Source organism: Pseudomonas sp. SDO52101_S400, assembly GCF_054071635.1.
Genome location: NZ_JBSVWF010000030.1, coordinates 25,044 through 45,772, shown reverse-complemented (window position 1 = coordinate 45,772; position 20,729 = coordinate 25,044). Strand labels below are relative to the sequence as shown.

Annotated in this window: 15 protein-coding genes; 13 read left to right on the top strand and 2 right to left on the bottom strand. The window is 58.7% G+C overall.

Annotated features, from left to right (window positions below; translation table 11 throughout):
- Nucleotides 1–65 precede the first annotated feature (65 nt).
- A complete protein-coding gene (locus ACW9HX_RS16465; RefSeq protein ID WP_457381411.1) occupies nucleotides 66–1,661 on the bottom strand; it encodes a glycoside hydrolase family 17 protein in 1,596 nt (531 codons plus the stop codon).
- 300 nt (nucleotides 1,662–1,961) lie between these two features.
- Here ACW9HX_RS16465 and ACW9HX_RS16460 point away from each other — a divergent pair, with 300 nt between their 5' ends.
- The 3 genes from ACW9HX_RS16460 to ACW9HX_RS16450 all read left to right on the top strand — a co-directional run bounded on the left by ACW9HX_RS16460 (nucleotide 1,962) and on the right by ACW9HX_RS16450 (nucleotide 5,010).
- Complete coding sequence (locus tag ACW9HX_RS16460) at nucleotides 1,962–2,813, top strand: glycine betaine ABC transporter substrate-binding protein (protein ID WP_457381410.1); 852 nt, start codon at nucleotides 1,962–1,964, stop codon at nucleotides 2,811–2,813.
- Between the two features lie 230 nt (nucleotides 2,814–3,043).
- A complete protein-coding gene (locus ACW9HX_RS16455) occupies nucleotides 3,044–3,355 on the top strand; it encodes a DUF485 domain-containing protein (RefSeq protein WP_085710541.1) in 312 nt (103 codons plus the stop codon).
- Entirely contained in the window at nucleotides 3,352–5,010 is a 1,659-nt protein-coding gene (locus ACW9HX_RS16450) for a cation acetate symporter (protein WP_096822124.1), read from the top strand. The genes ACW9HX_RS16455 and ACW9HX_RS16450 overlap by 4 nt, the downstream gene beginning before the upstream one ends.
- A 1,018-nt stretch (nucleotides 5,011–6,028) precedes the next feature.
- Here the strand turns inward: ACW9HX_RS16450 and gltA are convergent.
- Entirely contained in the window at nucleotides 6,029–7,318 is a 1,290-nt protein-coding gene (gene gltA / locus ACW9HX_RS16445) for a citrate synthase (protein WP_007959044.1), read from the bottom strand.
- 364 nt (nucleotides 7,319–7,682) lie between these two features.
- Between gltA and sdhC the strand changes: the two genes are divergently transcribed.
- The 10 genes from sdhC to brnQ all read left to right on the top strand — a co-directional run bounded on the left by sdhC (nucleotide 7,683) and on the right by brnQ (nucleotide 20,702).
- On the top strand, nucleotides 7,683–8,057 hold the full coding sequence (gene sdhC / locus ACW9HX_RS16440) for a succinate dehydrogenase, cytochrome b556 subunit (protein ID WP_011333113.1): 375 nt from the start codon (nucleotides 7,683–7,685) through the stop codon (nucleotides 8,055–8,057).
- Nucleotides 8,051–8,419, top strand: a complete 369-nt coding sequence (gene sdhD, locus ACW9HX_RS16435) for a succinate dehydrogenase, hydrophobic membrane anchor protein (protein ID WP_085710546.1) — start codon at nucleotides 8,051–8,053, stop codon at nucleotides 8,417–8,419. The genes sdhC and sdhD overlap by 7 nt, the downstream gene beginning before the upstream one ends.
- A gap of 3 nt (nucleotides 8,420–8,422) precedes the next feature.
- Nucleotides 8,423–10,195, top strand: a complete 1,773-nt coding sequence (gene sdhA / locus ACW9HX_RS16430) for a succinate dehydrogenase flavoprotein subunit (RefSeq protein ID WP_457381409.1) — start codon at nucleotides 8,423–8,425, stop codon at nucleotides 10,193–10,195.
- A gap of 11 nt (nucleotides 10,196–10,206) precedes the next feature.
- Nucleotides 10,207–10,911 carry a succinate dehydrogenase iron-sulfur subunit gene (locus ACW9HX_RS16425; protein ID WP_007959035.1) on the top strand — a complete coding sequence of 235 codons (705 nt, stop codon included), beginning with the start codon at nucleotides 10,207–10,209 and terminating at the stop codon, nucleotides 10,909–10,911.
- 272 nt (nucleotides 10,912–11,183) lie between these two features.
- The gene (locus ACW9HX_RS16420; protein ID WP_457381408.1) at nucleotides 11,184–14,015 is read left to right on the top strand and encodes a 2-oxoglutarate dehydrogenase E1 component; all 2,832 of its coding nucleotides are present in this window, start codon (nucleotides 11,184–11,186) and stop codon (nucleotides 14,013–14,015) included.
- A gap of 42 nt (nucleotides 14,016–14,057) precedes the next feature.
- Complete coding sequence (gene odhB, locus ACW9HX_RS16415; RefSeq protein ID WP_457381407.1) at nucleotides 14,058–15,275, top strand: 2-oxoglutarate dehydrogenase complex dihydrolipoyllysine-residue succinyltransferase; 1,218 nt, start codon at nucleotides 14,058–14,060, stop codon at nucleotides 15,273–15,275.
- A gap of 97 nt (nucleotides 15,276–15,372) precedes the next feature.
- A complete protein-coding gene (gene lpdA, locus ACW9HX_RS16410) occupies nucleotides 15,373–16,809 on the top strand; it encodes a dihydrolipoyl dehydrogenase (RefSeq protein WP_011333117.1) in 1,437 nt (478 codons plus the stop codon).
- Between the two features lie 201 nt (nucleotides 16,810–17,010).
- Nucleotides 17,011–18,177 carry an ADP-forming succinate--CoA ligase subunit beta gene (gene sucC, locus ACW9HX_RS16405; protein ID WP_085732277.1) on the top strand — a complete coding sequence of 389 codons (1,167 nt, stop codon included), beginning with the start codon at nucleotides 17,011–17,013 and terminating at the stop codon, nucleotides 18,175–18,177.
- A complete protein-coding gene (sucD, locus tag ACW9HX_RS16400; protein ID WP_017127973.1) occupies nucleotides 18,177–19,058 on the top strand; it encodes a succinate--CoA ligase subunit alpha in 882 nt (293 codons plus the stop codon). The genes sucC and sucD overlap by 1 nt, the downstream gene beginning before the upstream one ends.
- 330 nt (nucleotides 19,059–19,388) lie before the next feature.
- Complete coding sequence (gene brnQ / locus ACW9HX_RS16395; protein ID WP_457381406.1) at nucleotides 19,389–20,702, top strand: branched-chain amino acid transport system II carrier protein; 1,314 nt, start codon at nucleotides 19,389–19,391, stop codon at nucleotides 20,700–20,702.
- Nucleotides 20,703–20,729 lie beyond the last annotated feature (27 nt).

Here is a 20,729-nt window from a genome sequence, read left to right as displayed (position 1 = left end):
CTGTGGCAGACAAAAAACTGTGGGAGCTGGCTTGCCAGCGAAGAGGCCTGTTCAGCCTCTGAAGATCAGCGGTTGCGAACCCGCAGGCAGCGCCACAACGCGGCCACCATCAGCACGCTGACCAGCGCCCAGCCCCAGGCCTGCTGATTCTGCAGGCCTTCACGGAACAACTGCGGCGCAATGCACGCACCGATGATGAAGGTCAGCAGGGCAATTTCCCGACGGGCCACCGGCACCGGGCGGCACAGGTAAACCAGTGCCGGCAGAATGAACGCCGCACTGGCGAAGCTGCGATAGCGCGGGTCGAACACCATCTCCAGCACCATCACCGCACCCGCGAAACCGACGGCGGCGACCAGCCAGCCTGCTTGTCGTTCGAAGGCCTTGAAGGCGCGTTCACGCCAGCCGCTGCGGGCGCTCAAGGTCAGTGCGGCATGGGCCAACACCAGCAGATTCAACACGGTCAGCAGACCGACCCACACCCATTCGCTGGCGAAGCGCGTGGTCAGCCATGCCAGGTTGGCCCAGGCGCCGATCGAGCAAGCGGCGAGGGCGCCAAGCAATGGCAGCACCAGCGCTGAGCGTGTGGTGCGAATCCGACCGCCAAGAACCAGCGTGCCGAGGAAGATCAAACCGCCGAGCGCCAGCCAGCGCGACCAGTCAGGTACGTTGGATACCGGCCCGGCCAACACGCCCTTGTCCTGACGGTCCGCATCGAACAGTCCCCAGTAACCGCCGACCGCGCCTTCACTGCCGCGCTTCCACGGCTGGTCGAAAGCTTCGATCAGGTTGTAATGCCAGCCTTGCTGTTCGGCTAGGGTGACAAAACCACGAATGAACTTGGCTTCATTGACCCGGCTCGGCAACGCGGTCTCACGCTGGCGGCCTTCGCTCGGCCAGCCGGTTTCGCCAATCATCACGTCCTTGGGCGCGAACTTGTTGCCGAACACCTGACGCACATCCGCCACGTGTTGCAGGGCCGCATCGATGTTCGACGGATCGTCTTCCCAGTACGGCAGCAAGTGAATGGTCAGGAAATCCACCGCCGGCGCGACTTCCGGGTGCTTGAGCCAGAACTCCCAGACATCGGCGTAGGTCACCGGCTGCTTGATGTGGCTTTTGACCTTGTTGATCAGCTTCGCCAATTGTGCACCGGTGACTTCCTTGCGCAGCAAGGCTTCGTTGCCGACGATCACCGCGCTGACCACATCCGGGTTGGCGTTGGCCGAAGCGATCAGCAGATCGACTTCTTTCTCGGTGTCCACCGGGTTGCTGTTGACCCAGGCGCCGATCATCAGCTTCAAACCATGCTTGCGCGCCAGATCCGGCAGGGCTTCGAGGCCGGTCATGGAATAGGTGCGGATGCATTCGAAACGGGTGGCGAGCAGGGCGAGGTCGGCGTCCATGCGCTCCGGGCGCAGTTTGAACGGCACGTCGAACGGAGACTGATCCTTGTCGAATGGGGTGTAGGACGCGCATTGCAACTTGTGGGTCGGGGTGGCGACGTCCGGCAGGATCACCGGTTTGCCGAGGCCGTACCAGAAGCCGCAAAGCGCAAACAGGCCAAGCAGGCAGGCGAACAGATAGGGAAGAAACGGGAAGCGGGACGTCGCGGACATGATCAGGCCGAGTGGCTGCAAAGCGACGCATGTTACCTGCATTTATAGAGGGGTTGGTGGCTCGCATGATTTTGACATGCAAAGTTCGGGCGGATTGTCTGGCGCCAATTATTCAGCCGCAGTTAATGGCTTTCTGATGTCGTTTCTCGTTGCCTTGAGGTCGCTGACAGAGCAGGTCTCGTTGGGCGTCAGGTTGATGATCGAAACCGTCAGTACCCTTATTGATAATTCGGCTGATGTTCGAACGAGTTTGCGGTCAGGCGTGATGGGGGCGCTGTGCACCATAACAATACGTTGACGATGCCCGGCATCCGTCGGGCGCAGCATTTCGGGGAAGTAACGATGAAGATGCGACGACTTTTAGGCGCAGGTGCCGCTTTGGTGCTTGCGATGAGCTCCACTTTCGCCAGCGCTGAAAAACAGACCCTGAACATCGGTTACGTTGACGGCTGGTCCGACAGCGTTGCGACCACGCATGTGGCGGCCGAGGTGATCAAACAGAAACTCGGCTACGACGTGAAACTCCAGGCCGTCGCCACCGGGATCATGTGGCAGGGCGTTGCCACCGGCAAACTTGACGCCATGCTGTCAGCCTGGCTGCCCGTGACCCACGGCGAATACTGGACGAAGAACAAGGATCTGGTCGTCGATTACGGCCCGAACTTCAAGGACGCAAAAATTGGCCTGATCGTGCCGGAGTACGTCAAAGCCAAGTCCATCGAAGACCTGAAAACCGATGACAGCTTCAAGAAGCGCATCGTCGGTATCGACGCCGGTTCAGGCGTGATGCTCAAGACCGATCAGGCGATCAAGGATTACGACCTGACCGGCTATCAACTCAAGGCCAGTTCCGGCGCCGGCATGATTGCCGAGCTGACCCGTGCCGAGAAAAAGAACGAATCCATTGCCGTGACCGGTTGGGTGCCGCACTGGATGTTCGCCAAGTGGAAACTGCGCTTCCTCGACGACCCGAAAGGCGTGTATGGCGCGGCTGAAACCGTGAACAGCATCGGCAGCAAGGAACTGGCGACCAAGGCGCCGGAAGTGGCCAAGTTCCTGAAGAACTTCCAGTGGGCTTCGAAAGACGAAATCGGCGAAGTCATGCTGGCGATTCAGGACGGTGCCAAACCTGACGCGGCGGCCAAGGATTGGGTGGCCAAACACCCGGATCGCGTGGCTGACTGGACCAAGTGATATAAGTCGGAGCGTCTAGTCTGCGCTTCCCAGGGCCGCCCGGCATCACAGCCGGGCGGCCTTTTTTATGGCGCTTCTTTTTATAGAGGAGGCGGGTCGATTTCGGGTGGTCTGGAAATTGGCAAAAACGCCATGGCGTTCTACTACTAAGGTCGTCTGGAACCCGGCTCGCAGCCGCATAGAGTGGCTATGTTCCAAAAATAAAAATCTGTGCTGCGAGGATAAAAACAATGAACGACAGCATTTACCTCTCTATTCAGAACAGCCCGCGCTTCAAGGAGCTGGTGAAAAAAAGGGAAAGGTTCGCCTGGATACTCTCGGCGATCATGCTAGGGCTCTACTCCGGATTCATTCTTCTGATCGCGTACGGGCCACAAGTGCTCGGGACCAAAATCAGTGCCGGCTCATCGATCACCTGGGGCATCCCCATCGGTGTCGGGCTGATTGTCTCGGCCTTTATCCTGACCGGTATCTACGTGCGCCGCGCCAATGGCGAGTTCGACGACCTGAACAATGCGATTCTCAAGGAGGCTCAGCAATGATCCGGCGTCTACTGGCTCTTTTGAGCATCGCAGCGTTCGCTCCAGCCGCCTGGGCCGCTGATGCCCTGACCGGCGAAGTCCACAAACAACCACTCAACGTTTCCGCGATCGTCATGTTCGTGGTGTTCGTTGGCGCGACCCTTTGCATCACCTACTGGGCCTCCAAACGCAACAAGTCGGCTGCCGACTACTATGCCGCGGGCGGCAAGATCACCGGTTTCCAGAACGGTCTGGCGATTGCCGGTGACTACATGTCGGCGGCATCCTTCCTGGGGATTTCCGCGCTGGTGTTCACCTCCGGCTACGACGGCCTGATCTACTCGATCGGCTTTCTGGTGGGCTGGCCGATCATTCTGTTCCTGATCGCCGAGCGCCTGCGCAACCTGGGTAAATACACCTTTGCCGACGTGGCGTCCTACCGCCTCGGGCAAACCCAGATCCGTACGCTGTCGGCCTGCGGTTCGCTGGTGGTGGTGGCGTTCTACCTGATCGCGCAAATGGTCGGTGCCGGCAAGCTGATCCAGCTGCTGTTCGGCCTCGACTACCACGTTGCGGTGATTCTGGTCGGTATCCTGATGTGCCTGTACGTGCTGTTCGGCGGCATGCTGGCAACCACTTGGGTGCAGATCATCAAGGCCGTGCTGCTGCTGTCCGGTGCCTCGTTCATGGCACTGATGGTGATGAAGCACGTCAACTTCGACTTCAACACCCTGTTCTCCGAAGCGATCAAGGTTCACGCCAAGGGCGAAGCGATCATGAGCCCCGGCGGTCTGGTAAAAGATCCGATCTCGGCGTTCTCCCTGGGGCTGGCACTGATGTTCGGTACCGCTGGCCTGCCGCACATCCTGATGCGCTTCTTCACCGTGAGCGATGCGAAAGAAGCGCGTAAAAGCGTGCTGTATGCCACCGGTTTCATTGGCTACTTCTACATCCTGACTTTCATCATCGGCTTCGGCGCGATCCTGCTGGTCAGCACCAACCCGGCATTCAAGGATGCAGCGGGCGCTCTGCTCGGCGGCAACAACATGGCAGCGGTGCACCTGGCCAACGCCGTGGGCGGCAGCATCTTCCTCGGCTTCATCTCGGCCGTGGCGTTCGCCACCATTCTGGCGGTCGTGGCCGGCCTGACCCTGGCCGGCGCTTCGGCGGTGTCTCATGACCTGTACGCCAGCGTGATCAAGAAGGGCAAGGCCAACGACAAGGATGAGATTCGCGTTTCGAAGATCACCACCATCGCACTGGGCATCCTGGCCATCGGCCTGGGCATCCTGTTCGAAAGCCAGAACATTGCGTTCATGGTTGGCCTGGCGTTCTCCATTGCAGCGAGCTGCAACTTCCCGGTGCTGCTGCTTTCGATGTACTGGAAGAAGCTCACCACCCGTGGCGCCATGATTGGCGGCTGGCTGGGGCTGGTGAGTGCGGTGGGTCTGATGATCCTGGGCCCAACCATCTGGGTGCAGATTCTGCATCACGAGAAGGCGATCTTCCCTTACGAGTATCCTGCTTTGTTCTCGATGATCATTGCGTTTATCGGGATCTGGTTCTTCTCGGTCACTGACAAGTCGGCGGCGGCAGAAAATGAGCGTGCGCTGTTCTTCCCGCAGTTTGTGCGTTCGCAGACGGGGTTGGGGGCTAGTGGGGCGGTTTCGCACTGAGGCTTTGTAGGTTGAGTTGAATGGAAAATGCCCTGGTCGCGAGATTGGGGCATTTTTTTTGTGGGCGGTTATCGGATGTTCTTGGGGGGGGGTATATCCGTTGCTGCGGTAACGGCTTCTTAGGGTTCCGCCCTTACGGCGGGTCACTTTTTACAAACGCCTAAAAAGTAACCAAAAACGCTTGCTCCTACGTTCGGCCCGCTCGCTGAGGCTCGGGGTTCCTTCGCTCCGGGATTCATCCGGGGGGCATCGCCTACGGTTTGCTTCGCTGCACCTCCTCTCGATGTGTTTGGCTTCGCCAAACGGTCGCTGCGCTCCCACCCCGGATAAATCCCTCCACTCAGCCTGCCGACGGGCCTTGCGATCAAAAGCGGTACTCGAGCTAACGCTCATTGTGGTGAGTGGGGAGGAGCGTGGCGTGTTCGGCTTTGGTTTTGTGGTGGGTTTACCCCTCATCCCAGCCCTCTCCCCTAGGAGAGGGAGCCGATTTTTGTCCTTTTCAGAGCCTGAGTTCGACGCGGTATTGCACGTCGGCGCAACTCTCCCAAACAACTCGGTGGGTCCCCTCTCCCTTCGGGAGAGGGCTAGGGTGAGGGGCTCTTGATCTGGCTCTTGATCTGCTTTTGATCTTTAGCCCCTTCGGCAGGCCGAGCGGAGGTGTCCATCAGGGGGTAGGCGCGCAGCGCCGTGCGGCGAAGCCGCATACATCGAGAGGAGGTGCAGCGAAGCAAACCGTAGGCGATGCCCCCTGATGGACACCGTAGCGAGGGAACACTGAGCCTAAGCGAAGTGCCGTACGCCGGGGCCAAGACTTTTTGGTTACTTTTTTGGCGTTTGAAAAAGGGACTCGCTGTAAGAGCGAAACCGCCAGCGGCAGCACCCGAAGAAACGGATATGTACCCAATCAACAAAAAAACCAGTCGGCCCGAAGGCCGCTGAGATGAAACAAACAAAAACGGCCCCCATTCTCATGGAGGCCGTTCCCGTTACAACTTAAGACGTTATCGCAAGACAGGTCTTATTTGCGGTCTTCCAGCTTGGTAATGTCACGCGACTCGTAGCCGGTATACAGCTGACGCGGACGGCCAATCTTGTACGGGCTGGAGAGCATTTCCTTCCAGTGCGAAATCCAGCCGACAGTACGTGCCAGGGCGAAAATCACAGTGAACATGCTGGTCGGAATGCCGATCGCCTTGAGGATGATCCCCGAGTAGAAGTCGACGTTCGGGTACAGCGAGCGTTCGATGAAGTACGGGTCGGTCAGTGCGATCTCTTCCAGGCGCATGGCCAGTTCGAGTTGCGGATCGTTCTGGATGCCCAGTTCCTTCAGCACTTCGTCGCAAGTCTGCTTCATCACGGTCGCACGTGGGTCGCGGTTCTTGTAGACGCGGTGACCGAAGCCCATCAGCTTGAACGGGTCGTTCTTGTCCTTGGCCTTGGCGATGAACTTGTCGATGTTCGAGACATCGCCGATTTCATCGAGCATGGTCAGCACGGCTTCGTTCGCACCGCCGTGGGCAGGGCCCCACAGTGCGGCGATGCCGGCGGCGATACAGGCGAACGGGTTGGCACCCGAGGAGCCCGCCAGACGCACGGTGGAGGTCGAAGCGTTCTGCTCGTGGTCGGCGTGGAGGATGAAGATCCGGTCCATGGCCTTGGCGAGTACCGGGCTGATCGGTTTGATCTCGCACGGGGTGTTGAACATCATGTGCAGGAAGTTTTCCGCGTACGACAGGTCGTTGCGCGGGTACATCATGGGTTGGCCCATGGAGTACTTGTAAACCATCGCGGCCAGGGTCGGCATCTTGGCAACCAGGCGGATCGCGGAGATTTCGCGATGCTGCGGGTTATTGATGTCGAGGGAGTCGTGGTAGAAGGCCGAGAGGGCGCCGACTACACCACACATGACGGCCATCGGGTGAGCGTCACGGCGGAAGCCGTTGAAGAAGGTTTTCAGCTGCTCGTGAACCATGGTGTGGTTCTTCACGGTGCCGACGAACTGGGCCTTTTGCTCTGCAGTCGGCAGTTCGCCGTTCAGCAGCAGGTAGCAGGTTTCCAGGTAGTCCGACTTTTCAGCCAGCTGTTCGATCGGGTAGCCGCGGTGCAGCAGGATGCCGTTGTCGCCATCGATATAGGTGATCTTCGATTCGCAGGAAGCGGTCGACATGAAACCGGGGTCGAAAGTGAAGCGGCCCGTGGCCGTCAGGCCCCGAACATCGATAACATCGGGACCAACGGTGCCGGTTAAAATGGGCAGCTCGACGGGGGCTGCGCCCTCGATGATCAACTGCGCTTTTTTGTCAGCCATGTGGCCTCCTATTTATGCTTGAAATCATCAGACAGACCCCCCACGCAGGGCCCGCACCACTATAGTGAGATAAATTCGAATGTCAATTTGCCTAAAGTCTTGCTCCAGAAGGCTTTAACCGCACTTTTTCCTCGAAATTGCCTGCCATTTACGCCTTTTATACAACTTGTGCAATCCGCTATTGGGGGTAGGCGATTGCGTTGTCATTAGTAGCCTAACTGTCTATACTCGGCGACCGACCGCCAAGGGCTTTTGGGCTTGCTTTCATTGGGGGTCGCATCCCTGGGTGGTGGTTACCTGACCAGTGCACTCCCCAACAACTTTGCCCTGATTGTTAGGGGCTCTTCAGTGTGAAAAAAAAGCCGTGAAAAGCCAACGACCTGTAAACCTAGACCTAAGGACCATCAAACTCCCCATCACCGGCGTTACGTCGTTTCTTCACCGTGTTTCCGGCATCATCCTCTTCCTGGGCCTTGGCATCATGCTTTATGCATTGGGCAAATCCCTGGGTTCCGAGGAAGGTTATGTCGAGGTGAAGGCATGCTTGACCAGCCCGCTGGCCAAGTTCGTAGCATGGGGCCTCCTGTCCGCTCTGCTGTATCACCTGGTTGCCGGTGTGCGCCACTTGATCATGGACATGGGCATCGGTGAGACGCTGGAAGGCGGCCGCCTGGGCTCGAAACTGATCATCGCCGTTTCCGTGGTGCTGATCGTTCTGGCAGGAGTTTGGATATGGTAACCAGCGTTACAAACCTTTCGCGTTCGGGCCTCTATGACTGGATGGCACAGCGCGTGTCTGCGGTCGTTCTCGCGGCTTATTTCATTTTCCTGATCGGCTACCTCGCCGCTCACCCGGGCATCGGCTATGAACAATGGCATGGTCTGTTCGCCCACAACGGAATGCGTATCTTCAGTCTGCTGGCACTGGTTGCCCTGGGCGCTCACGCCTGGGTCGGCATGTGGACCATCGCGACCGACTACCTGACGCCAATGGCGCTGGGCAAGTCCGCGACTGCAGTACGTTTCCTTTTCCAGGCAGTATGCGGCGTTGCGATGTTCGCTTACTTCGTCTGGGGTGTGCAGATTCTCTGGGGTATCTGAGTCATGGCTAACATTCCAACGATTTCTTTCGATGCCATCATTATTGGTGGTGGCGGTGCCGGCATGCGCGCTGCGCTGCAGCTGGCACAGGGCGGTCACAAGACTGCGGTGATCACCAAGGTTTTCCCGACCCGTTCGCACACTGTGTCCGCACAGGGTGGCATCACCTGCGCCATCGCGTCCGCTGACCCGAACGATGACTGGCGCTGGCACATGTACGATACCGTCAAGGGTTCCGACTACATCGGTGACCAGGACGCTATCGAATACATGTGTCAGGAAGGTCCGGCTGCCGTTTTTGAGCTGGACCACATGGGTCTGCCGTTCTCGCGTACCGAGCAAGGCCGTATCTACCAGCGTCCGTTCGGCGGTCAGTCGAAGGATTACGGCAAAGGCGGGCAGGCTGCCCGTACTTGCGCCGCTTCCGACCGTACCGGTCACGCGCTGCTGCACACCCTTTATCAGGGCAACCTGAAAGCCGGTACCACGTTCCTGAACGAGTACTACGCTGTCGACCTGGTGAAAAACCAGGAAGGCGAATTCGTCGGTGTGATCGCGATCTGCATCGAAACCGGCGAAACCACCTACATCCGCGCGAAAGCCACCGTATTGGCGACCGGCGGTGCAGGCCGTATCTATGCCTCCACCACCAACGCCCTGATCAACACCGGTGACGGCGTCGGCATGGCTCTGCGTGCTGGCGTGCCGGTACAAGACATTGAAATGTGGCAGTTCCACCCGACCGGCATCGCCGGCGCCGGTGTACTGGTTACCGAAGGTTGCCGTGGTGAAGGTGGTTACCTGATCAACAAGCACGGCGAGCGTTTCATGGAGCGTTATGCTCCGAACGCCAAAGACCTTGCCGGTCGTGACGTGGTTGCCCGTTCGATGGTTAAAGAAATCATCGCTGGCAACGGTTGCGGTCCGAATGGCGACCACGTGATGCTCAAACTCGACCACCTGGGCGAGGAAGTGTTGCACAGCCGTCTGCCAGGCATCTGCGAACTGTCGAAGACTTTCGCGCACGTTGACCCGGTGGTTGCTCCGGTTCCGGTTGTTCCGACTTGCCACTATATGATGGGCGGCGTTGCCACCAACATTCATGGTCAGGCGATCACCCAGAACGCCGAAGGCGTGGATCAGATCATTCCTGGTCTGTTCGCGGTAGGTGAAGTGGCTTGCGTATCGGTTCACGGCGCCAACCGTCTGGGCGGCAACTCGCTGCTCGACCTGGTGGTATTCGGTCGCGCCGCCGGCCTGCACCTCGAAAAAGCTCTGACTGACGGCATCGAATACGATGACGCCACTGAAGCCGATATCGAAGCTGCCCTGTCGCGCCTGAACGCACTGAACAACCGTACCGACGGCGAAGACGTCGCTACCCTGCGTCGCGAGCTGCAAAGCTGCATGCAGAACTACTTCGGTGTATTCCGTACCGGCGAATACATGCAGAAGGGTATTGCCCAGCTGGCAGATCTGCGCAAGCGCATCGCGAATGTGAAGATCAACGATAAGTCGCAGGCGTTCAACACTGCACGTATCGAAGCGCTGGAACTGCAAAACCTGCTGGAAGTGGCTGAAGCTACCGCCATCGCTGCCGAAGTACGTAAAGAGTCCCGCGGCGCTCACGCCCGTGAAGACTTCGAAGACCGTGACGACGAAAACTGGCTGTGCCACACCCTGTACTTCCCGGGTGAGAAACGCGTTGCCAAGCGTGCCGTTAACTTCTCGCCGAAGACTGTTCCGACTTTCGAACCTAAAGTCCGGACTTATTAAGGGTGACCGCCATGTTGCAAGTCAGTGTTTATCGTTACAACCCTGATCAGGACGCTGCGCCGTTCATGCAGGAATTCCAGGTCGATACCGGTGGTAAAGACCTGATGGTGCTGGACGTGCTGGCCCTGATCAAAGAGCAGGACGAGGGTTTCTCCTATCGTCGCTCCTGCCGTGAAGGTGTCTGCGGCTCCGACGGCATGAACATCAACGGCAAGAACGGCCTGGCGTGCATCACGCCGCTGTCCGCTGTCGTCAAAGGTAACAAGTTGATCGTTCGTCCTCTGCCAGGTTTGCCGGTTATCCGTGACCTGGTTGTCGATATGAGCATCTTCTACAAGCAATACGAGAAGGTTAAGCCATTCCTGCAGAACGACACGCCGGCTCCGGCCATCGAGCGTCTGCAGTCCCCTGAAGAGCGTGAAAAGCTCGATGGTCTGTACGAGTGCATCCTGTGCGCCTGCTGCTCGACCTCTTGCCCGTCCTTCTGGTGGAACCCGGACAAATTCCTGGGTCCAGCTGCCCTGCTGCAAGCGTACCGCTTCCTGGCAGACAGCCGTGACACCAAGACGTCCGAGCGTCTGGCGTCCCTCGATGACCCGTTCAGCGTCTTCCGCTGCCGGGGCATCATGAACTGCGTCAACGTATGTCCGAAAGGCCTGAACCCGACTAAGGCCATCGGTCACATCCGTAACATGCTGCTTTCGAGCGGCGTGTGATTCAGAAGTTGTAACTGCCGTTGTAAAAAGCGGCACTGCTGCACCGTACAGGTCAAGGCGCGGGCTTCAACCCGCGCCATGGCTATAACCAGAGCAACAGCCATAAGCTGCGGCTCTTATTTTGAAGAAATGAGACAAGCAGGGGCATCCGGGCTGGTACCCGGACTATCAGTGTGATCCTAAGTGGCTTGTTTTGGTCGCTGCATTCGGACTTCTGCAAGTTTGCTCGGTGTCGACACCGATGGTGTTCCCCTAACCGAGGGTGACCAAGCATGCAAGAAAGCGTGATGCAGCGCATGTGGAACAGCGCCTACCTTTCAGGTGGAAACGCTGCCTATGTGGAAGAGCTTTATGAGCTCTACCTGCACGACCCTAACGCTGTGCCAGAAGAGTGGCGCACCTACTTTCAGAAGCTGCCCGCCGACGGCGGCTCTGCCACCGATGTTTCGCACTCCACAATTCGCGATCATTTCGTGCTGCTGGCAAAGAACCAGCGCCGCGCCCAACCGGTTTCCGCCGGCAGCGTGAGCAGTGAGCACGAGAAGAAGCAAGTTGAAGTGCTGCGATTGATCCAGGCCTACCGTATGCGTGGCCACCAGGCAGCCCAGCTTGACCCGCTGGGGCTGTGGCAGCGTCCTGCACCTGCAGACCTGTCGATCAATCATTACGGCTTGACCAATGCCGATCTTGATACGACCTTCCGTGCCGGCGACCTGTTCATCGGCAAAGAGGAAGCGAGCCTACGCGAAATTCACGAAGCGTTGCAGCAGACATATTGCCGCACCATCGGCGCTGAATTTACGCACATCACCGATTCCGAGCAGCGCCAGTGGTTCCAGCAGCGTCTGGAAAGCGTACGTGGCCGTCCGGAATACTCCGCCGACATCAAGAGCCACCTGCTCGAGCGCGTGACGGCCGGTGAAGGCCTGGAAAAATACCTGGGTACCAAATACCCGGGCACCAAGCGTTTCGGTCTGGAAGGTGGCGAAAGCCTGATTCCGATGCTCGACGAACTGATCCAGCGTTCCGGTTCCTACGGCACCAAGGAAGTCGTCATCGGCATGGCCCACCGTGGTCGTCTGAACGTGCTGGTCAACACCTTCGGCAAGAACCCGCGCGAGCTGTTCGACGAGTTCGAAGGCAAGAAAAAGGTCGAGCTGGGTTCCGGTGACGTTAAATACCACCAGGGCTTCTCGTCCAACGTGATGACCGCCGGCGGTGAAGTTCACCTGGCCATGGCGTTCAACCCATCCCACCTGGAAATCGTTTCCCCGGTGGTCGAAGGTTCGGTTCGCGCCCGTCAGGATCGTCGTAACGACCCTACCGGCGAGAAGGTTCTGCCGATCTCCATCCACGGTGACGCTGCATTCGCAGGTCAAGGCGTGGTGATGGAAACCTTCCAGATGTCGCAGACCCGCGGTTTCAAGACCGGCGGTACCGTGCACATCGTGATCAACAACCAGGTTGGTTTCACCATCAGCAACCCGCTGGACTCGCGCTCCACCGAGTACGCGACCGACGTTGCGAAGATGATCCAGGCGCCGATCCTCCATGTGAATGGCGATGATCCGGAAGCCGTATTGTTCGTGACCCAGCTGGCCATCGACTACCGCATGCAGTTCAAGCGTGACGTGGTGATCGACCTGGTCTGCTACCGTCGTCGCGGCCACAACGAAGCCGACGAGCCAAGCGGCACCCAGCCTCTGATGTATCAGCAGATCACCAAGCAGCGCACCACTCGTGAGCTGTACGCTGATCGTCTGACCCAGGGCGGCGTGCTGGACGCTGAGCGTGTTCAGGCGAAAGTCGACGAATATCGCAACGCGCTGGACAACGGTCTGCACGTAGTGAAGTCGCTGGTCAAAGAGCCGAACAAAGAGCTGTTCGTGGACTGGCGTCCGTATCTGGGTCACGCCTGGACCGCGCGTCACGACACTCGCTTCGATCTGAAGACCCTGCAAGAACTGTCCGCCAAGCTGCTGGAAATTCCGGAAGGCTTCGTGGTTCAGCGTCAGGTCGCGAAGATCTACGAGGACCGTCAGAAGATGCAAGCCGGCGGCCTGCCGATCAACTGGGGTTACGCCGAAACCATGGCGTACGCGACCCTGGCGTTCGAAGGTCACCCGATCCGCATGACCGGTCAGGACATCGGCCGCGGTACGTTCTCGCACCGTCACGCTGTTCTGCACAACCAGAAAGATGCCGGCACCTACATTCCGCTGAAGCATCTGTACGAAGGTCAGCCACGCTTCGACCTGTACGACTCGTTCCTGTCGGAAGAAGCCGTACTGGCGTTCGAATACGGTTACTCGACCACCACGCCAAACGCGTTGGTGATCTGGGAAGCCCAGTTCGGCGACTTCGCCAACGGTGCACAGGTTGTTATCGACCAGTTCATCACCAGCGGCGAGCACAAGTGGGGCCGTCTCTGCGGTCTGACCATGCTGCTGCCGCACGGCTATGAAGGCCAGGGCCCTGAGCACAGCTCGGCACGTCTTGAGCGTTACCTGCAGCTGTGCGCCGAGCACAACATTCAGGTGTGCATGCCGACGACCCCGGCCCAGATCTACCACTTGCTGCGTCGTCAGGTGATTCGCCCGCTGCGCAAGCCGCTGGTAGTGCTGACTCCGAAGTCGCTGCTGCGTCACAAACTGGCAATCTCGACGCTGGAAGATCTGGCCGAAGGTTCGTTCCAGACCGTTATCCCGGAAATCGATGCACTGGACCCGAAAAAGGTCGAGCGCGTGGTTCTGTGCAGCGGCAAGGTCTACTACGACCTGCTGGAAAAACGCCGTGCCGAAGGCCGCGAAGATATCGCCATCGTGCGTATCGAGCAGCTGTACCCATTCCCTGAGGACGACTTGAAAGAAGTCCTGGCTCCTTACACCAACGCCAAAGCGGCTGTCTGGTGCCAGGAAGAGCCGATGAACCAGGGCGCCTGGTACTGCAGCCAGCACCACTTGCGTCGCAGCATCAGCAACCTCAACAAGTCTCTCGTACTCGAGTACGCGGGCCGTGAGGCTTCTGCTGCACCAGCATGTGGTTACGCTTCGATGCACGCCGAGCAGCAGGAAAAACTGCTGCAAGACGCGTTTACCGTTTAACGCCTTCGCGCACCTGAAACCGAATTTAAGGAACCACAGACAATGGCTATCGAGATCAAAGCCCCCACTTTCCCGGAATCGGTTGCCGATGGCACCGTTGCCACCTGGCACAAACAACCGGGCGACGCCGTCAAGCGTGACGAACTGATCGTCGACATCGAAACTGACAAAGTCGTACTGGAAGTGCTGGCCACCGCCGACGGCGTGCTGGGCGCAATCGTCAAGGGCGAGGGCGAAACCGTCCTGTCCGACGAAGTCCTGGGCTCCATCGTTGAAGGCGGCGCTGCTGCGGCCGCTCCGGCTGCTGCTGCACCGGCCGCTGCTTCTGCCGCTGCTCCAGCTGCTGCCGCTGACGAAGACGCTATCGCTGCTCCTGCCGCTCGCAAGCTGGCCGAAGAAAACGGCATCAACCTGGCTTCCGTAAAAGGCACTGGCAAAGACGGCCGTGTGACCAAGGAAGACGTGGTTGCCGCAGTTGAAGCCAAGAAATCCGCTCCGGCTGCTGCACCGAAGGCTGCTGCTCCGGCCGCTGCCGCTCCTGTGTTCGCCGCTGGCGACCGCATCGAGAAGCGCGTTCCGATGACCCGCGTTCGTGCCACCGTTGCCAAGCGTCTGGTTGAAGCTCAATCGAACATGGCGATGCTGACCACTTTCAACGAAGTCGACATGACCGAAGTCATGGCCCTGCGTTCGAAGTACAAGGATCTGTTCGAGAAGTCCCACAACGGCGTACGCCTGGGCTTCATGTCGTTCTTCGTGAAAGCTGCCACCGAAGCGCTGAAACGCTTCCCGGCGGTCAACGCTTCGATCGACGGCAACGACATCGTTTACCACGGCTATGCCGACATCGGTGTGGCAGTTTCCAGCGACCGTGGCCTGGTGGTTCCGGTTCTGCGTAACGCCGAGCACATGAGCCTGGCTGAAATCGAAGGCGGCATCGCCACCTTCGGCAAGAAAGCCCGTGACGGCAAACTGTCGATGGACGAAATGACCGGCGGTACCTTCACCATCACCAACGGTGGTACCTTCGGTTCGATGATGTCGACTCCGATCGTCAACCCGCCGCAGGCAGCGATTCTGGGCATGCACAACATCATCCAGCGTCCGATGGCCATCAACGGTCAGGTCGTTATCCGCCCGATGATGTACCTGGCACTGTCCTACGATCACCGTCTGATCGATGGCAAAGAAGCTGTGACTTTCCTGGTGACCATCAAGAACCTGCTGGAAGATCCGGCTCGTCTGTTGCTGGATATCTGATAGAAGCAGTCACGCGCTGCAAGCTTCAAGCTGCAAGAGAATGCAGCGTGGCTTGCAGCGCGCGGCTTGAAGCTTTTCGCTAAAGAGGATTTTTTGAATGTCGCAGAAATTTGACGTAGTAGTGATCGGTGCGGGCCCTGGCGGCTACGTGGCTGCCATCAAGGCCGCGCAACTCGGTCTGAGCACTGCCTGCATCGAGAAGTACACCGATGCTGAAGGCAAGCAAGCCCTGGGCGGCACCTGCCTGAACGTAGGCTGCATTCCTTCCAAGGCGCTGCTGGACAGCTCCTGGAAATACAAGGAAGCGAAAGAAAGCTTCAACGTCCACGGCATCTCGACCGGCGAAGTCAAAATGGACGTCGCTGCGATGGTTGGCCGCAAGGCTGGCATCGTCAAGAACCTGACCGGCGGCGTTGCCACCCTGTTCAAGGCCAACGGCGTTACTTCGATCCAGGGCCACGGCAAACTGCTGGCCGGCAAGAAAGTCGAAGTCACCAAGCCAGACGGTTCGGTTGAAGTCATCGAAGCTGAAAACGTCATCCTGGCTCCAGGTTCGCGTCCGATCGACATTCCACCGGCTCCGGTCGATCAGAAAGTCATCGTTGATTCGACTGGCGCTCTGGAATTCCAATCCGTACCTAAACGTCTGGGCGTGATCGGCGCTGGCGTGATCGGTCTGGAACTGGGTTCGGTATGGTCGCGTCTGGGTGCAGAAGTGACTGTCCTGGAAGCCCTGGACACCTTCCTGATGGCAGCGGATACCGCTGTTTCCAAGGAAGCGCTGAAAACCCTGACCAAACAAGGTCTGGACATCAAACTGGGCGCTCGCGTAACCGGCTCGAAAGTGAACGGCGACGAAGTCGTTGTGAACTACACCGATGCCAACGGCGAACAGACCATCACTTTCGACAAGCTGATCGTAGCCGTTGGTCGCCGTCCGGTGACCACTGATCTGCTGGCTGCCGACAGCGGCGTGACCCTGGACGAGCGCGGTTTCGTGCACGTTGACGATCACTGCGCCACCACTGTACCGGGCGTTTACGCCATCGGTGACGTGGTTCGCGGCATGATGCTGGCTCACAAAGCCTCGGAAGAGGGCATCATGGTTGTCGAGCGCATCAAGGGCCACAAGGCTCAGATGAACTATGACCTGATCCCTTCGGTTATTTATACTCACCCGGAAATCGCATGGGTGGGTAAAACCGAGCAGGCCTTGAAAGCTGAAGGCGTTGAAGTTAACGTCGGCACCTTCCCGTTCGCAGCATCCGGCCGTGCCATGGCCGCCAACGATACCGGTGGTTTCGTCAAGGTCATCGCCGATGCCAAGACTGACCGCGTATTGGGCGTGCACGTGATTGGCCCGAGCGCAGCAGAACTGGTTCAGCAGGGCGCGATCGGTATGGAATTCGGCACCAGCGCTGAAGACCTGGGCATGATGGTTTTCTCCCATCCGACCCTGTCTGAAGCCTTGCACGAAGCTGCTCTGGCTGTGAATGGCGGCGCCATCCACATTGCCAACCGCAAGAAGCGTTAAGACACACAATAAGAAACCACGGCGGTACGGCCCGTCGTGAGCCTTGCGTGCAAGACTCACCGCGGAATGTCCGCTGGACGCAGCCTTGCGTAGCTGCACCGGGTATCCGGAAAGGCTACGCAAGCAGCAGTCACAGGTGGCGCGGCACTCATCAAGAGCGCAGCGCCGAATGCGCAGTACCTAACGAAGACGGTAAAAAGCATGAATCTTCACGAGTATCAGGGTAAGCAGCTGTTCGCTGAATACGGCCTGCCAGTTTCCACTGGTTATGCAGTAGACACCCCGGAAGCAGCAGCAGAAGCTTGCGACAAAATCGGCGGCAACGAGTGGGTTGTCAAAGCCCAGGTTCACGCCGGTGGTCGCGGTAAAGCGGGCGGCGTTAAGCTGGTTCGCAGCAAAGAAGACGCCAAAGCCTTCGCACAGCAGTGGCTGGGCAAGCGTCTGGTGACTTACCAGACTGATGCCAATGGCCAGCCAGTCACCAAGATCCTGGTTGAATCGTGCACTGATATCGCTAAAGAGCTGTACCTGGGCGCTGTCGTTGACCGTTCGAGCCGTCGCATCGTGTTCATGGCTTCCACCGAAGGTGGCGTGGACATCGAGAAAATCGCTCACGACACTCCAGAAAAAATTCTGAAAGCCACTATCGATCCACTGGTTGGCGCTCAGCCATTCCAGGGTCGCGAGCTGGCATTCCAGCTGGGTCTGGAAGGCAAGCAGGTTGCTCAGTTCGCCAAGATCTTCGTAGGTCTGGCCAAGCTGTTCAAGGATCACGACCTGGCTCTGCTGGAAGTGAACCCGCTGGTGATCAAGGCTGACGGCGATCTGCACTGCCTGGACGCCAAGATCAACATCGACGCCAACGCAATGTACCGTCAGCCTAAGCTGAAGACTTTCCACGATCCGTCGCAGGACGATCCGCGCGAAGCGCACGCTGCCAAGTTCGAACTGAACTACGTAGCACTGGAAGGCAACATCGGCTGCATGGTGAACGGTGCTGGCCTGGCCATGGGTACCATGGACATCGTCAACCTGCACGGCGGCAAGCCAGCCAACTTCCTCGACGTAGGTGGTGGTGCTACCAAAGAACGCGTTACCGAAGCATTCAAAATCATTCTGTCCGACACCAATGTCGCTGCAGTACTGGTTAACATCTTCGGCGGCATCGTTCGTTGCGACATGATTGCCGAAGGCATCATCGGTGCAGTGAAAGAAGTCGGCGTGAAAATCCCGGTTGTTGTTCGTCTTGAAGGCAACAACGCTGAACTGGGCGCTAAAGTACTGGCAGAAAGCGGTTTGAACATCATCGCTGCTACCAGCCTGACCGACGCTGCTCAACAAGTCGTTAAAGCTGCGGAGGGCAAGTAATGAGCGTCCTGATCAATAAAGACACCAAAGTTATCTGCCAGGGTATTACCGGTTCGCAAGGTAGCTTCCACACCCAGCAAGCCATCGAATACGGCACCAAGATGGTTGGCGGCGTAACTCCAGGCAAAGGCGGCACCGAACACCTGGGTCTGCCAGTGTTCAACACCGTGAAAGACGCCGTAGCAGCCACTGGCGCCACCGCCAGCGTGATCTACGTTCCGGCTCCTTTCTGCAAGGACTCGATCCTGGAAGCAGCATTCGGCGGCATCAAGCTGATCGTCTGCATCACCGAAGGCATTCCTACCCTGGACATGCTGGACGCTAAAGTTAAGTGCGACGAGCTGGGTGTAATCCTGATCGGCCCTAACTGCCCAGGCGTGATCACTCCAGGCGAATGCAAGATCGGCATCATGCCAGGTCACATTCACTTGCCAGGCAAGGTCGGTATCGTTTCCCGTTCCGGCACCCTGACCTACGAAGCTGTGAAGCAGACTACTGACGCCGGTTTCGGTCAGTCGACTTGCGTCGGCATCGGTGGTGACCCGATCCCGGGTTCGAACTTCATCGACATCCTGAAGCTGTTCCAGGAAGACCCGAAGACCGAGGCGATCGTGATGATCGGCGAGATCGGCGGTTCGGCTGAAGAAGAAGCGGCTGCCTACATCAAGGCTCACGTGACCAAGCCGGTTGTTTCCTACATCGCTGGTGTGACTGCTCCTCCGGGCAAGCGCATGGGCCATGCTGGCGCAATCATCTCCGGCGGCAAAGGCACTGCAGACGAGAAATTCGCTGCTCTGCAAGACGCAGGCGTGAAAACCGTGCGTTCGCTGGCAGACATCGGCAAGGCCCTGGCCGAGCTGACTGGTTGGGCTGTCAAGTAAGCCTCGCGCTTGCCTGACGCTTTACCAAACAAAGGCCACCTTCGGGTGGCCTTTGTCGTTTCTGGTGTTTGAGTTGACGATGGCCATTTATAGGCACCTGCCCAATTACATGCAAAAACGCGACACGGACACGTCGCGTATCGGATAGTTCGCCCTCAAACAGTGCGTTTGTCAGACAAATTCGTTAGGCTAGCAGCCATTTTTGCGTCTGCCGCCCACAAGGCATGCAACGCGCTAAACGGGTCAGTCCCATACGGATTGACAGCATTTCCCTAACCCCACAGGGAAATCCCCCTCTAAATTCCGATTCAGTAGTGTGGTATTTCCTTAATGAAAGTTTTGAAAGGTCAGGACATCCTGGCACTTGGCTTTATGACATTCGCCCTGTTCGTCGGGGCCGGTAACATCATCTTCCCGCCTATCGTCGGTTTGCAGTCCGGACCCAACGTCTGGATGGCGGCGCTGGGCTTCCTGATCACGGCGGTCGGTCTGCCGGTGATCACCGTCGTGGCGCTGGCCAAGGTCGGCGGCGCGATGGATTCCCTGAGCAGCCCGATCGGCAAGATTGCCGGTGGCGTGCTGGCTGCGGCGTGCTATCTCGCGGTCGGCCCGCTGTTCGCCACGCCGCGTACCGCGACCGTGTCGTTCGAAGTCGGCCTGGCGCCGTTGACCGGCGAAAGCCCGCTGGCACTGTTCCTCTACAGTTCGGTGTACTTCCTGCTGGTGTTCTTCATCTCGCTCTACCCGGGCCGTTTGCTCGATACCGTAGGACGCTTCCTCGCGCCGCTGAAGATCATCGCCCTGGCGGTACTCGGCATTGCCGCGTTTGCGCTGCCGGCGGGTGATATCGGCGTGGCCACTCCAGAATACGTTGCTGCGCCGTTCTCCCAGGGCTTCATCAATGGTTACCTGACCATGGATACCCTCGGCGCTCTGGTATTCGGCATCGTCATCGTCAACGCGATCCGCTCCCGTGGCGTAGAGTCGCCGGCACTGATCACCCGTTACGCGATCATCGCCGGGCTGATTGCCGGCGTCGGTCTGGCGCTGGTGTATGTCAGCCTGTTCCGTCTGGGTTCCGGCAGCCATGAAGTGGCCGCAGGTGCAACCAACGGCGCGGCGGTGCTGCACGCTTACGTGCAACACACCTTCGGTTCGCTGGGTAGTGGTTTCCTTGCGGTGCTGATCTCCCTGGCCTGCCTGGTGACGGCGGTCGGTCTGACCTGCGCTTGCGCCGAGTACTTCAGCCGCGTGTTGCCACTGTCTTACAAGACGCTGGTGATCATCCTGGCTGCATTCTCGCTGCTGGTGTCCAACCTGGGCCTGACCAAGCTGATCGCGTTCTCGATCCCGGTGCTGACCGCGATCTACCCGCCGTGCATCGTGCTGGTGGCCCTGAGCTTCTGTGCCGCGTTCTGGCATGAGCAGAGCCGCATCATGGGCCCGGTGATGCTGGTGTCGTTTGTGTTCGGCACCATCGACGCCTTGAAGGGCGCCGGTCTGGCTGACTGGATGCCGTCGCAACTGTCGCACCTGCCGCTGAGCGAGCAGGGTCTGGCATGGCTGGTTCCGTCGGTGATGACGCTGGTGGTCGCAGTCGTTTGCGATCGCATGCTGGGCAAGCGCGCCGAAGCCCTCGCATAAGATTGCCGGGCCGCCACAAGCGGCTCC

Coding starts and splice junctions, on each gene's coding strand:
- brnQ (WP_457381406.1), top strand. CDS start 19,389: ATGAAAGTTTTGAAAGGTCAGGACATCCTGGCACTTGGCTTTATGACA.
- sdhA (WP_457381409.1), top strand. CDS start 8,423: ATGGCTAACATTCCAACGATTTCTTTCGATGCCATCATTATTGGTGGT.
- ACW9HX_RS16460 (WP_457381410.1), top strand. CDS start 1,962: ATGAAGATGCGACGACTTTTAGGCGCAGGTGCCGCTTTGGTGCTTGCG.
- ACW9HX_RS16455 (WP_085710541.1), top strand. CDS start 3,044: ATGAACGACAGCATTTACCTCTCTATTCAGAACAGCCCGCGCTTCAAG.
- ACW9HX_RS16465 (WP_457381411.1), bottom strand. CDS start 1,661: ATGCAGGTAACATGCGTCGCTTTGCAGCCACTCGGCCTGATCATGTCC.
- sdhD (WP_085710546.1), top strand. CDS start 8,051: ATGGTAACCAGCGTTACAAACCTTTCGCGTTCGGGCCTCTATGACTGG.
- sucD (WP_017127973.1), top strand. CDS start 18,177: ATGAGCGTCCTGATCAATAAAGACACCAAAGTTATCTGCCAGGGTATT.
- ACW9HX_RS16420 (WP_457381408.1), top strand. CDS start 11,184: ATGCAAGAAAGCGTGATGCAGCGCATGTGGAACAGCGCCTACCTTTCA.
- ACW9HX_RS16425 (WP_007959035.1), top strand. CDS start 10,207: ATGTTGCAAGTCAGTGTTTATCGTTACAACCCTGATCAGGACGCTGCG.
- sucC (WP_085732277.1), top strand. CDS start 17,011: ATGAATCTTCACGAGTATCAGGGTAAGCAGCTGTTCGCTGAATACGGC.
- gltA (WP_007959044.1), bottom strand. CDS start 7,318: ATGGCTGACAAAAAAGCGCAGTTGATCATCGAGGGCGCAGCCCCCGTC.
- ACW9HX_RS16450 (WP_096822124.1), top strand. CDS start 3,352: ATGATCCGGCGTCTACTGGCTCTTTTGAGCATCGCAGCGTTCGCTCCA.
- lpdA (WP_011333117.1), top strand. CDS start 15,373: ATGTCGCAGAAATTTGACGTAGTAGTGATCGGTGCGGGCCCTGGCGGC.
- odhB (WP_457381407.1), top strand. CDS start 14,058: ATGGCTATCGAGATCAAAGCCCCCACTTTCCCGGAATCGGTTGCCGAT.